This is a genomic window from Paraburkholderia sp. 2C (genome assembly GCF_054589215.1).
Window position 1 is genome coordinate 142,193 of record NZ_BAAILL010000039.1, and the last position, 12,785, is coordinate 154,977.

Consider the following 12,785-nt stretch of genomic DNA (forward strand, 5'->3'; position numbering starts at 1 on the left):
CTCTCCAAGGAAGAATCTCGATGGACATGTCGTCACGCACCGCCGCGCGGCCTGCAGGGCCGTTTTCCGACCTGCTGGTCATTGACCTCACCCATGTGCTGAACGGCCCGTTCGGGACGAACATCCTCGCGGACCTCGGCGCTCGCGTGATCAAGATCGAGCAGCCTGGGCACGGCGACGATACGCGCCTGTACGGCCCGTTCGTGAACGGGCAATCGCTCTATTTCAGTTTCGTCAACCGGGGCAAGGAAAGCATCGTGCTCGACCTGAAAGCCGAAGCGGATCGCGAAATCTTCCTGAACATGGTGCGCAAGGCCGATGTGATCGCGGAGAACTTCCGCCCCGGTACGATGCAGCGGCTGGGCTTCTCTTACGAAGCGCTCTCCGCCATCAACCCCCGGCTGGTCTATGCGTCGTCTTCGGGCTTCGGCCAGACAGGACCAATGGCCAGCTATCCCGCCTATGACACGATCGTCCAGGCCATGAGCGGCATTCTCGATGCGACCGGCTTTCCGGACGGACCGCCGACGCGCGTGGGCACTTCGCTGTCGGATCTGTGCGGCGGCATCTTCATGTTCAGCGGTATTGCGAGCGCGTTATACGACCGTCAGAAGACCGGAAAAGGCGCGCATGTCGACGTCGCGATGTTCGATGCGACGCTCGCGTTCCTCGAGCACGGATTCATGTCCTACGTGGCGACGGGTCACGCGCCCGGGCGAATCGGTAACCGGCACCCCTACATGGCGCCCTTCGATGTCTTCGAGGCGCGTGACCGGCAGTTTGTGATCTGTTGCGGCAACGATTCGCTGTTCCAGAAACTGTGCCATGCCATCGCACGGCCGGAACTCGCGACCGACGCGCGCTTTTTGGGCAATCACGACAGGATGGAAAACAGCGCCGCGTTGAAAGTCGAACTCGAGCGCACGCTGCGCGGCGAGGACGCATCGCACTGGCTACGCGTCATTCATGAAGCCGGTGTGCCGGTCGGGCCCTTGCTCGATATAGCGGAAGCCGCGGCCTTGCCCCAGACAGCGGCGCGCAATATGGTGATCGAAGCGGGCGGCATCAAAATGCCGGGCAACCCGGTCAAGCTCAGCGGCTATGAGGATCCCGCCGTGCGGCCTGGCGCACCGTCGCTGGACGAGCACGGCGCATCGTTGCGACGCGAGTTTGCGACGGAAGCAACTGTTCCCGGCTATGAGGGGCGGTAAATGGATGTCTCTGCTTCCCGGGTCGCAACGCTTCCGCTACATGTGAACGCGCGCCGCGTGATTGCGCTGACCACGGTATGCGGATTTGTGGAGGTAATCGGCTACAAGGACGCCGGCGGTATCTATCCGGCGATCATGACCGGCAACACGGTGCAACTGGGCTGGAGTCTCGCGCAAGGTGCATGGTCACGCTTCTCGCTGCTGGCGTTTGCCATTGGAAGCTTCTTCATCGGATGCATGATTGCGAGCCTGATCAGACGTCACCTCAAGCGGCCGCCGCTGGAGCTTTGCATGATGTCAGTGCTTCTTATCGCGACCGGCGTCGTCCGCCAACATGCCGCATTGCGCATTCCAGTCGAACTGCCATTGCTCGCGCTCGCCCTCGCAATGCAAGGCGAAACCGTCAGCCGGTTCGGCGCCGTCTCGTTGCAAACGCTTGTCGTGACCAACAACATGGTCAAGTTCTCCGATGCGTTCGTTGGGCGCTACTTTGGCCGCCATGGTCCGGCGGACAAGCGCCCTGCACTGGCCGAGGTACTCCTGCCCTGCCTTGCGTGGCTCACGTATAGCCTCGCAGCGGCCGCCGGTGCGCTTGCCGCGGGCCAGATGTCCGAGCCGCTGATCATACCGGCGCTCCTGCTCGTCCTGATTACGCTCGATCTGATCCGACTTCCCGATCGCTAATTGAATGGCTATGAAAGATACTTCCCACGCAAAGAGCAGCATTCCCGTGTTGCCGTTCCTGTGGCCATTGGCCGCCGGCCTTGCCGTGTTCGAAGCAGGCGCGGCGCTGTCCGCAAGAAATCTTGCTTTTCTCGCCGAAGAGGAAAAGCTCCACTTCGAACTGCGTCCTGCGCTCGCGACCGCGAACCGTCCGCTGCTCGACCTGCGCACCATGGTCTTGCGTGACTATTCCACCGATGCGGCGCAAGGTCTGCCGACCATTGTCGATGCGCCCTATGCAGGTCACAGCGCGATGATCGCCGACTTCCATGCCGGGCAGAGCCTGATGGAGACGCTCAAGACGAATAACGTCGGACGACTGTTCCTGACCGACTGGAAATCGGCCACCAGCGACATGAAGGACCTTGAGATCGACCAGTACCTCGCCGAACTGAACGTATGCGTGGACGAACTGGGCGGGCGCGTGAATCTCGTCGGCTTATGCCAGGGCGGCTGGATGTCCGCGATGTACGCCGCCCGCTTTCCCGACAAGGTCGCAAGTCTGGTGCTGGCCGGCTCGCCGATCGACACCGACGCGGGTGACGGGCCGATCAAACGCATGGTGCATACCTATCCCGAGTCGTTTTACGAGGAACTGGTCGATCTTGGAGGAGGCTTGATGCAAGGACGCCTCATGCTGCGCGGCTGGAAGAATATGCATCCGGAACAGCATTACCTCTCCGAGCACGTCGATCTGTATGAGCACATCGACGACCCGGTCTATCTGAAGAAAGAAGAGGTTTTCGAAAGCTGGTACGAGAATCCACTGGATCTGCCGGGACGATGGTACCTGCAGGCGATCCGGCAGATCTTCCGGGAAAACCGCCTTGCGAAGGGCACGTTTGTCGCATTGGGCCGCACGTTGAACCTGCGCGCGATCACCTGTCCGGTCTACCTGCTTGCCGGTGAGTCCGACGACATTACGACGAAGGAACAGGTGTTCGATGCCGCAAAATATCTGGGGACCTCGCCCGAACGTATCTCGAAGCGCCTGGTACCGGGCGGCCACATCGGACTCTTCATGGGCAGCCGCACCTTGCGAGAAACCTGGCCTCTGATCGCTTCGTGGATCTCGACGGCCAGGTGATCGCTCGCAGCGGTCAGCTAAAAGCTCATGGCGAATCCGAACGACACGCCATGTACGTTGTGGCCGAATACGTAGCGAACGATCGCGCGCGTGCGCGTGACGATGACCGGATATCGGCTGCTATCGAGTTCGAGGCCGACGCCGAGAGACGTGAGGTCATTGAAACCCAGCACGCCCGCGCTGTCGCCGAAGTAATGCGAATAGGCGGCCTCGAGCACATAGCGCACGGGCCGGTCCAGCGCGTGCCAGCCGGTAGGCGCGCGCCAACGCGTCCAGAGGCTCACCTGTTGTGCCGTCGCCGAGCCCTGCACGGCCTCGGACGTGCCACCAAAGCTGCGCAGATAAATATCGGTCGCGCGCAACTCCGCATCGATTTCATAGTTGTCCCGGTAGTGTTCGTAGTCCAGCATGAGCGAACCGCCGTAGCCGTAGGCGTCCAGCGAACCGTTCTCGAGAAACTGGAGATTACTGTCGGTCACGCGATTGAAGATCGACTGCCCGACTTTCAGATCGCTCGAGACACGCCCGATCGTGCCGTTCAGAATGGGACGAAATGCCAGTTCGTTCGTAATGCGGAAGTCCCATCCAATGCCGACCGTGCCGCTAAAGGTGTTCCATTTTGTCGGGACTGACCGCTGTTCGGCGCCGTCCGTGGCAACGAAGATCGGATCGTAGCGGCTATAGGCGAGCGTGCCCTCGAGATACAACGGAAACGACCGGCTCATCGTGAAGCCGCCGCCGAACTGCGTCTGGCCGAAACTGGGATTGCCGCTTACGCCGTTGTTGACAGACAGGTTGCTGGTGGTGACGTCGGGCACGGTCGTGTAAGTCATGACCGCAAGCACGGCATCGGCATGCTGTTTCACATTGCCGCCGATCACGGTATTGCCGGACAATTGGCCCGGCGCACTCTGCGCCTTCGACAGGCAGGACAGCAGAGCCATCGACACAGCGACACACGCACGTGATGAGCAGCGCGACCACATCATGACCTCCGTCGTCGTTGACGTCTTCGTGTGCTGCGGGGTTCGGCGATGCCATAAACACGGTGGATCGAAAGACCCGGCGAGAGCACAGTTAATGTGCGCGTCGACCGGCACTGTCTGTTCGCCAACGAACGGAACGATGTGCAAGACCGGCGAATAGTGGCAGTCGTACGAAGCCCAGCGGACGGACCCCGATGCGTGCGTATCTCCACCTCCTCGCCGTTTCAACGCTGATCGCCGGCTGCAACACGCCGCCGATCCCGCCAGGCAAGCCGGTCGACATTTCCACCGCGCTGGGACAAGTGCTGGACGGCCTGTGCGACGCAAAAAAGAATCTGGCGGCCCGTCAGAAGGAGCTGGGCGTTGCGATTGACTCGCTTACCGTGGAGCTCGATTTGACCGTGGACGGATCGAAGAATCCGCCGGTGGCCGTTGCACCGGATATCCAGTTCATCCCCACCGTCAGCTACGGGCAGATCATCACGGCGACCCGGGGCAGCAGGCTGACGCTTTCGTTCAGGAATACGGGTGCCGGCACCGCCGGCGTCGAGTGCCATCCTGCCAATCCTGTGAATTAACCGCCGACGATTGACGGCAGGCCTATGCAGAGCAAACCGGCGGGCATTCCTGCGGCGATGGGTAGATGCGGTGCTATGGGGTGCTGCGTTGATCAACCCGGCGGTTCGACCGTGCGCTGGAATGCCGCCTCCGTTTCCGCTATCTGAGGGGCGCATTGGGCGTAAGTCCATCCTGGGCCGCCCGTGCTGTTGTACATGCCGCGGCACATGCCTTTGAGCCGGATTCGCGTCGCGCCGTCTTCGCCGACGGTGCGCTCCGCCCAGAAGTAGGCGACGCCGAACTGGTGCGGCCGTTCGGTTTCTATCACCATGCTATCGGCGCGATGAATGGGCGTCGTCGAATGCCCGGCGACGTATGCGCGCGTTCGCTCCCAGATGCCATCGCAGATGGACTGTGTACGACAGGTGACCGACGCCAGCTCGCGCGCTTTCGCCAGTTCCGTTTCCGTCTTCTGGAATGCGGCCGCACGATCGGTATCTCGCGGGCCGTGCCCATACGGGTCTTGCCAGCCGGTCATCGTGCAACCGGCGGCGCAGGCAGCGCAGGCGATGACGAAACCCGCGCGCGCCCGCCACGCAGACCGCAGTTCGCCCGGCGCATTGACTACGCGGCAGACGTGCTCCGGCAAGCTTCGCACGCCGTTCTCCTACATCGTCCATTCGATCGTCTGCAGCGCCGCGAGACGATGACGGACCTTGCGTGCAAACTCGTCGACGAGCGCATAATCGCGCCCGGCACGCAAATCCGCGCCTGTCACCGCGCAGGTTGCCAGCGGCGATACGCCGGCGCTTGCGCCCATCTGCTCGAACGCCTTGTCGCTGCCCCGGCTGCCCCGGCCGCCCAGGCTGCAGAACAACGCAAGATGGCGAAACTGCCGACGATGCTGCGCGAGCCATGTCGACACCGGAGTCGACGCGCGGCTCGCCCACACTGGCGTGCCGACGATCACAATGTCGTACTGTGCGGGGTCGTGCATGGTCGGCCGCAGATTCGCGGAGCGGCGCGCAATGATGTCGATGAGCGAGCGCGCATAGCCTCGCGCCCCGCTGCGCCATTGCGCGCCCTCGCGTTCGCGCAATGTCTCGCAATCGGCCGGCAACTGCGCCGCGATCGCGTCGGCCAGCCGCTGCGTCGTGCCGCTTCTGGAAAAGCACACCACCAGTACGTGAGGACGGTCAGGCATCGCCAGTTCTCCTTGTATCCTTAGCCGCGCGCCCCTGCCCCGCGCATGGCGGCCTCACGCGCACTAGTCCGCTTCAATCAGCACCTTCAGCGCTTGCGTGCTGGCGGCCCGGCCGAACGTGTCGTACGCGTCCATTGCGCGACTCAGCGGGAACCGGTGCGTAATCAGCTTGCGCGGGTCGAGCCGGCCCGAGCGCACGGTCTTCAGCAACATCGGCGTGCTGACCGTATCGACCAGACGCGTCGTGATCGTAATGTTGCGGTCCCACAGCGTCTCGAGGTGCAGATCGGCTTTCACGCCATGCACGCCGATATTCGCGATCACGCCGCCTGGCGCCACGAGCGCCTCGCAGAGTTCGAATGTCGCCGGCACGCCGACCGCTTCGATCGCGCAATCGACACCGACCGAATCGGTGAGCTTCATCACCTGCGCGACGACATCGCCGCCGCGCCCATCCACGCACGCGGTCGCGCCGAACTGTTGCGCGATCTCGAGACGGTTCGGATCCTGGTCGATCATGATGATTTGCGACGGCGAATAGAACTGCGCGGTCAGCAGCGCTGCGAGACCGATCGGCCCCGCACCGACGATTGCCACGTTGCTTCCGGGTTCGATCTTGCCGTTGAGCACGCCGCATTCGAACCCGGTCGGCAGAATGTCGGACAGCATCACGAGCGCCTCCTCGTCGACCTCCGCGGGAATGCGGTAGAGGCTGGTTTGCGCGTGCGGAATGCGTACATATTCGGCTTGCGTGCCGTCGATCCGGTTGCCGAGAATCCAGCCGCCCGTGGTGCAATGCGAGTACATGCCGCGGCGGCAGTATTCGCATTGCCCGCATGACGAGATGCAGGAAATCAGCACGTGGTCACCCACCGCAAGACCCGACACCGCCTGCCCGACGCTGTGCACGATGCCAACACCCTCGTGACCGAGAATGCGGCCCGGCTCGCAGGTCGGCACGTCGCCTTTCAGGATGTGCAGATCGGTGCCGCAGATCGTCGTGCGCGTCACCTTGACGATCGCGTCCGTCTGCGCCGCAAGCTCGGGCATCGGCCGTTCGTCGAGCGATTTTTTTCCCGGTCCGTGATAAACGACTGCTTTCATGAACGCATCCTCCGTTGATTGGCCTGTGCACCGCGCGGCGATCGCATGACATCAATGTACGAACACGGCAGCAGACCGGCATTGACCTCGATCAAGTCAAAAGGAAGAACGCGCGCCATCGGCGGCGCGTCGTTCGGGTTGCGTCACGGCAACAGCACATATGTGCCGGGCGCGTCGGCAAGCTGGGGATCGAGGCGGCGCGCCGCCGCTTCGCCGTTCGAACGCGCGCGCAGCCACGCCGCCCAGCACGGCCACCACGAACCGTCGACGGGCGGCGTGCGTTCGACGAAGTCCTGCCGGCTGCGATAAGGCGCATCGGCTTCGCGCACCGCGCAGCGGTAATAGCGGTTGGCGTGGCCGGGCTCGGAGACGATGCCCGCGTTGTGTCCGCCGGCCGTCAGCAGAAAGGTCAGTTCGTTGTGCGTGAGCAACTGCAGCTTGTATACGGAGCGCCAGGGCGAAACGTGGTCGCGCTCGGTGCCGACGACGAACGTCGGCATGTCGATATCCGATAGCGCGACCGGTCTTCCGTCGACGCAGTACCGGCCTTCCGCGAGATCGTTGTTGAGCAGCAGCGACGTCAGATATTCGATGTGCATCCGGTACGGCATGCGCGTCACGTCCGCGTTCCACGCCATCAGGTCGTTTGGTTTCGAGCGGCGGCCGAGCAGATACTCGCTCATCATGCGCGACCAGATCAGGTCGCGCGCGTTGAGCAACTGGAATGCCGCGGCCATTTGCGCGCCGTCGAGATAGCCTTGCCGCCACATCAGCGCATCGAGTGCGGCGAGTTCGCTCGCATCGATGAAGAGTCCCAGTTCGCCCGGTGCGCTGAAGTCGGTTTGCGCGGCGAGCAAGGTGATCGAACGCAACGCATCCTGCCCGCCGTCGCGCGCGAGCGCAGCCGCGGCGATCGCAAGCAGCGTGCCGCCGAGGCAATAGCCGACCGCATGCACAGGCTCGCCACCGCAACGCTCGCGCACTTGCGCGAGCGGCTCGAACACGCCTTGCGTCAGGTAGTCGTTAAGCGCGAGATCGCGATCCGGCGCGTCGGGATTGCGCCAGGAAACCGTGAACACGGTGAAGCCCGCATCGACCAGATAGCGGATCAGCGAATTGTGCGGCTGCAGATCGAGAATGTAGTACTTCATGATCCACGACGGCACGATGAAAACCGGTTCCCGCGCAACGCGCGCGGATGTGGGCGTGTACTGCAGCAGTTCGCAAAGCCCATTGCGCCAGACCACCTTGCCTGGCGTGACCGCGAGTTCGTGGCCGGGCCGGTATGCGGATGGGTGGTCGGCCCGCTCGCCGCGCGGGGTGCGGACAATTTCCTCGAAATCTTCGATCCAATGGCGCGCACCGACCGCGAAATTCGCGCCGCCCGAACGTACGGCCGTTTCCAGCACGAGCGGATTGAGCGCGGCAAAGTTGCTCGGCGAACACGCGTCCAGCCATTGCCGCGCGGCGAAGCGCACCATGTCTTCATGGTGGCGGCTCACGCCTGGCACGCCCGTCGTCGCGTCTTTCCACCAGCGTTGCGCGGTCAGGAAGCTGTCGCGCCAGATTCGGTACGGCCAGTGTTCCCACGCCGCATGCGCGAAGCGCGGGTCGTCGACCGCGCCCGGTACATCCCGCCCATCGTGTTGCGACGCCAGGCTTGCCGACGCAACCGCCGACCCGCCATTCAACCCATGCAGCATCAGGTCGAGCTGTTTGCCCGGCGCGATCCCGATGTGCATCGCCCAGTCGAGAAACGCAAGCGCCATCGATGCCGGCGAAAGGCCGCCCGTCAACATGGCAAGCGTCGCCTGCGCGGCCTGGTCGATCGGATCGCCATGCGTGGGCAGCACCGTCGCGCAATCGTGCTGCCTGGTCAGGGAAGGCCTTGGACGGCGCGGATGGTCGGGGACGCCGGTTTGCACGGCTCGTATATCGGCGGGTGCCGCATCGCTCGCGCCGCGCAGCGTGTGCAATGGTGCGACGTCCGGTGCAGCGCCCTCTTCGGCCTGAGTTCCGGTGATTGAACTCATCGCATGTGCATGCCGCCGTTGATTGCGATTTCCGCGCCGGTGATGAACGCCGCCTCGTCCGAACACAGGAACGCGACGAGCGCCGCGACTTCGTCGGGCTGCCCGAGTCGGCCGACGGGAATCTGCGGCAGGATGCGGCTTTCCATTACCTCGCGCGGCACGGCCTCCACCATCGCCGTGGCGAGATAGCCAGGCGCCACCGTGTTGACCGTGATACCGCGCTTCGCGACTTCGAGCGCAAGCGCCTTGGTAAAGCCGTGCACGCCCGCTTTCGCCGCCGAGTAGTTTGTCTGCCCGTACGCGCCGCGCGCACCGTTGACCGAGCCGATATTGACGATACGTCCGAAACCGCGATCGATCATTCCCGCGAGTAGCGGCTTCGTCATATTGAAGAGGCTGTCGAGGTCGGTTCGCATCACGCGGTCCCAATCGGGCTTCGACATCTTCGCGAAGGTCGCGTCGCGCGTCATGCCCGCGTTGTTGATCAGGATATCGACACGCCCAAATTCATCGAGCACCCTGCGCGCGCACGCTTCGCATGAGTCGAAGTCGCTGACGTCCGCTTCGAATGCGCGGAAGTCGCGGCCGGCATCACGCTCGTGCATGAGCCACGTGGCCACGTGATCGTTGCCCGGCGAATGCGACATCGCAACCGTTATGCCAGTCTCATGAAGACGGCGGCTGATCGCCGAGCCTAGACCGCCCATACCACCCGTGACGAAGGCCACACGTTTATCCGACATGCTGCTCTCCTTGCGCGGCGCGCCTTTCGCCTGCTCTTGAGGGTGCCGCGCCGCTGCTCGTAACCGGCACCGCGGGCATCCCGGCGGTGTTCATCATGCGTTCGAAGATCGACATCCATTCGCGCGCGGGCTGACCGGTTGCGTCAATGCCGGGCATGCCGCGCCAGAATTCCGCCCAGGTCGCGAAACCGTTGCCCACCGCGCGCTCGAGCGCGCTTGCGAGCGCCCCCTGATTGCCGCTCGCAAGCCGGACAGCCTCCTGCCAGATTTGCGCGGTTGCGCTCAGGTAATCGCGCAACGCGGATTGCGCGTCGGCGGAGAAGCCGTTCCAGTCAGCCGCGCGCGCCGCCTCCTGCATCTGCCGCGCAGCGGCCTGGTCGCGCGCGATCCGTTTGCCTTCGAGATCGTGCAGATCCCTGCGCCAGCCTTGAGCGATCGTCGCCAGTTCAAACCATGTGGTAAAGCCGGAGCGGCATTCGCCGAACCATGATTTCGCGCTATACGTCATCGTGTGTCCCGTCCAGAACAATTGGCTGAAGAAAGGCGCCATGCCGCGCGTCTATCGCTGCATTCCACTCTAGTTCGCATGCCGCGGCCGCCATTGATGTGTGTCAACGGAACGCTTCGAATGCCGTGCCGCCCCCGTCCGGGCGCGCCGCGGACCGGCTTGATCTGCGTCAACGCGACCCGCACCGCACGCCATAGACTCAATCCAGTTTTTCTCGTGATCGGCTTTTGCAACGGAGCCCATGCGATGAGCTACAGAAGCCTCCTCGTCCATCTGGACAACAGCGAACGCACCCATTCGCGGCTCGACATCGCGCTACGCCTCGCGCGGCAATTCGGTGCGCAGCTCACAGCGGTGCATGCGACCTTCACGCCCGATCCGCGGGCCTTTTTCGTGATGGCCGGGACCGGGGCGTACTACGCCGAGCATGTGCGCGATCGCGACGAGCGGCGCGGCGCCATCGAGCGACTGTTTCATGCGGGATGCCTGCGCACGAAGGTGACGGGCCGGTTCATCACCTCGAACGAGCCGGCCAACCGGGTGGTCGCGCAGCATGCGCGTCTGGCCGATCTCGTCATCGCCGGGCAAAGCGACCCGAACGATCCGCAGTCCTATATCGATGATCACTTCGCCGAGCGTCTCGTGATGACCGCGGGCCGGCCCGTTTTGCTCGTACCGTACGTCGGGGTCTTTCCGGACATCGGCAGCCGCACGCTCATCGCGTGGAACGGGAGCCGCGAAGCAGCTCGCGCCGCCTACGACGCCGTGCCGTTCCTCAAGCGTGCGAAACAGAACACGGTGGTCACCGTGCACGGCGCGTCGGACGCGTTGCCCGGCGAGCGAATTCCCGGCGCCGATATTGCATTGACGCTCGCGCGTCACGACGCGGTGGTCGACGTATTCGAACTCGAGGCGCCGACCGGTGCCCACGCGGGGGACATGCTGCTCTCGTGCGCGCACGAACGCGGCTGCGATCTGCTCGTGATGGGCGCCTATGGGCACGCGCGCTGGCAGGAGGCCGTCATGGGCGGGGCCACGCGAACCGTGCTGCGTTCCATGACGATCCCTGTGCTGATGTCGAGATAAGCGGCAGCGCGCGAAAGGTCGCGCTTTTGCAAAGGAGACGTGATGTATTCGAACATTCTGGTGGCGCTCGACGGCAGCGAAACTTCGACGCGCGCGCTCGACGTCGCATTGCGGCTTGCGCGCGAAAGCCACGCGCTGCTGCATCCGCTCTATGTAATCGAGGTGCCGCTCATTGCGTTCGATACACCCGGCTTCGACCCATCCATTGTCCGCGAGGCATTCTGCGAAGAGGGCCAGCGTGTCATCGACGCCGCATGCAGCCGGATGGCGAAGCTCGGCGTCGACGGCAGCGCGCGTGTCGTCGAAGCGGCCGCACCAGGCGAGGACGTTGCGTACCGCATTCAGCGGGCCGCCACCGAGTGCGGCGCCGATCTGATCGTGATGGGCACGCATGGAAGGCGCGGCTTCCGGCGGCTCGTACTGGGCAGCGTCGCCGAGCGCGCGCTGCGAAGCGCAACCTGCCCGGTTCTGCTGATTCCCGCGTGGACAAAGCAGCAACTACCCGGCGCAACGGACGCCCATGCCGTCGAAAAGGAGTGCTCGTGAGCGACAAGACTGGACCGGTTCACCTCGACGACAGCGGTCACTGTGCCGCACGCACGGCAGTCGCACTGGATCTCGCCCATTGTTTCAACGCGCGGCTGATTGGGCTTTACTGGTCGAATCGATGAAGGTGCCGGTGCTGATGTCGCGTTGAGTCAAGACGGATCGCGGTATCTGGGGCATATCCGGGACGTGACGAAACACGTCCCGGCCGCCGCGACTTCCAGTACGGCTCGAACCGTTCCTGAGCGAAGCTCGAACGGCAATCGGCCAGTTCAGGCCGGCGGATGAGACTCAGAGGCGCGCACGAGCAATACGGGCTGGCGCGCGGTCCGCACGACGGCTTCGGCCACGCTGCCGAGCAACAGTCGTTTCAGGCCGCGCCTCCCATGCGTGCCCATCACGATCAGATCGGCGCTGCACTCATCGGCGGCGAGTGCGACCACGTCCGCAACATTCGCGCCGCACGAGTCGATCATGCGCACACTTGCGGTTACGCCCGCTTCGCGCAACCGCGCGCCCGCTTCCTCGAGCGCGACCGACGCCTCCTTGTGCGATGCGGTTTCGGTTTCGTACTCGTCCACAAAACCGGAATCGACATCGGCGAGCTTCATCCCTTGCCATACCACGCTTATCGCTTCCACCACCGCGTGCGCGTTGCGCGCGATAGCAACGGCTTCGTCCAGTGCGCGCCGCGAACAGCGGCTGCCGTCGAGCGCAAGCAATATCCTTTTGTACATGGAACCTCCGTGGGCACGTACCCGCTGGCTGTCGCGGCATCGTCCAGGTGAGCCGCACTGCCAGTCTGACGAAGCCGCGGCGCGTGAACTTGACGCCGATCAAGACAGGCCTTCCTGGCGAGCGGTCAACGCAGGGGCAGAAAAACAGGCTGCATGGACAAGCGCGGCAGTGCGGCCCGATCCGGATTGGCGCATTGCGGTCAAACGTGCAAAATCGCGCGTACGGGTCATGGCGAACAGGTCCGCGCCGCGGTCTGCC

General features: G+C 63.9%; 14 protein-coding genes. 6 read left to right on the forward strand and 8 right to left on the reverse strand.

Annotated elements, in window-relative coordinates:
• The first annotated feature begins 20 nt into the window (after positions 1-20).
• The 3 genes from yfdE to ACYPXD_RS18340 are packed head-to-tail and all read left to right on the forward strand — an operon-like array spanning position 21 to position 3,021.
• Positions 21-1,211, forward strand: a complete 1,191-nt coding sequence (gene yfdE / locus ACYPXD_RS18330; protein ID WP_459714165.1) for a CoA:oxalate CoA-transferase — start codon at positions 21-23, stop codon at positions 1,209-1,211.
• Positions 1,212-1,268: 57 nt separating this feature from the next.
• Entirely contained in the window at positions 1,269-1,895 is a 627-nt protein-coding gene (locus ACYPXD_RS18335) for a YoaK family protein (RefSeq protein ID WP_459714167.1), read from the forward strand.
• A 4-nt stretch (positions 1,896-1,899) separates the two neighbouring features.
• Positions 1,900-3,021: an alpha/beta fold hydrolase gene (locus tag ACYPXD_RS18340; RefSeq protein WP_459714169.1), complete on the forward strand. Its 1,122-nt coding sequence runs from the start codon at positions 1,900-1,902 to the stop codon at positions 3,019-3,021.
• 17 nt (positions 3,022-3,038) lie between these two features.
• Here the strand turns inward: ACYPXD_RS18340 and ACYPXD_RS18345 are convergent, their stop codons facing one another.
• A complete protein-coding gene (locus ACYPXD_RS18345; protein WP_459714171.1) occupies positions 3,039-3,965 on the reverse strand; it encodes a hypothetical protein in 927 nt (308 codons plus the stop codon).
• Between the two features lie 236 nt (positions 3,966-4,201).
• Here ACYPXD_RS18345 and ACYPXD_RS18350 point away from each other — a divergent pair, with 236 nt between their 5' ends.
• Entirely contained in the window at positions 4,202-4,585 is a 384-nt protein-coding gene (locus tag ACYPXD_RS18350) for a hypothetical protein (RefSeq protein ID WP_459714174.1), read from the forward strand.
• Positions 4,586-4,677: 92 nt separating this feature from the next.
• On the opposite strand, the gene ACYPXD_RS18355 is transcribed toward ACYPXD_RS18350, so the two are convergent.
• The 6 genes from ACYPXD_RS18355 to ACYPXD_RS18380 all read right to left on the reverse strand — a co-directional run bounded on the left by ACYPXD_RS18355 (position 4,678) and on the right by ACYPXD_RS18380 (position 10,199).
• Complete coding sequence (locus ACYPXD_RS18355; RefSeq protein WP_459714176.1) at positions 4,678-5,103, reverse strand: hypothetical protein; 426 nt, start codon at positions 5,101-5,103, stop codon at positions 4,678-4,680.
• Between the two features lie 129 nt (positions 5,104-5,232).
• The gene (locus tag ACYPXD_RS18360; protein ID WP_459714179.1) at positions 5,233-5,769 is read right to left on the reverse strand and encodes a flavodoxin family protein; all 537 of its coding nucleotides are present in this window, start codon (positions 5,767-5,769) and stop codon (positions 5,233-5,235) included.
• 63 nt (positions 5,770-5,832) lie between these two features.
• Positions 5,833-6,873, reverse strand: a complete 1,041-nt coding sequence (locus ACYPXD_RS18365) for a zinc-dependent alcohol dehydrogenase family protein (protein WP_459714181.1) — start codon at positions 6,871-6,873, stop codon at positions 5,833-5,835.
• A gap of 143 nt (positions 6,874-7,016) precedes the next feature.
• Positions 7,017-8,840 (reverse strand): PHA/PHB synthase family protein, encoded by a 1,824-nt coding sequence (locus tag ACYPXD_RS18370; protein WP_459714308.1) that lies wholly within the window; start codon positions 8,838-8,840, stop codon positions 7,017-7,019.
• Positions 8,841-8,902: 62 nt separating this feature from the next.
• A complete protein-coding gene (locus tag ACYPXD_RS18375) occupies positions 8,903-9,649 on the reverse strand; it encodes a beta-ketoacyl-ACP reductase (protein WP_459714183.1) in 747 nt (248 codons plus the stop codon).
• A complete protein-coding gene (locus ACYPXD_RS18380) occupies positions 9,639-10,199 on the reverse strand; it encodes a hypothetical protein (RefSeq protein ID WP_459714185.1) in 561 nt (186 codons plus the stop codon). The genes ACYPXD_RS18375 and ACYPXD_RS18380 overlap by 11 nt, the downstream gene beginning before the upstream one ends.
• A 204-nt stretch (positions 10,200-10,403) precedes the next feature.
• On the opposite strand from ACYPXD_RS18380, the gene ACYPXD_RS18385 reads away from it, so the two are divergent.
• Positions 10,404-11,243 carry a universal stress protein gene (locus ACYPXD_RS18385; RefSeq protein WP_459714187.1) on the forward strand — a complete coding sequence of 280 codons (840 nt, stop codon included), beginning with the start codon at positions 10,404-10,406 and terminating at the stop codon, positions 11,241-11,243.
• Positions 11,244-11,285: 42 nt separating this feature from the next.
• Entirely contained in the window at positions 11,286-11,789 is a 504-nt protein-coding gene (locus ACYPXD_RS18390) for a universal stress protein (protein WP_459714189.1), read from the forward strand.
• Between the two features lie 272 nt (positions 11,790-12,061).
• On the opposite strand, the gene ACYPXD_RS18395 is transcribed toward ACYPXD_RS18390, so the two are convergent.
• Positions 12,062-12,526: a universal stress protein gene (locus ACYPXD_RS18395; RefSeq protein WP_459714192.1), complete on the reverse strand. Its 465-nt coding sequence runs from the start codon at positions 12,524-12,526 to the stop codon at positions 12,062-12,064.
• Positions 12,527-12,785: the final 259 nt, after the last annotated feature.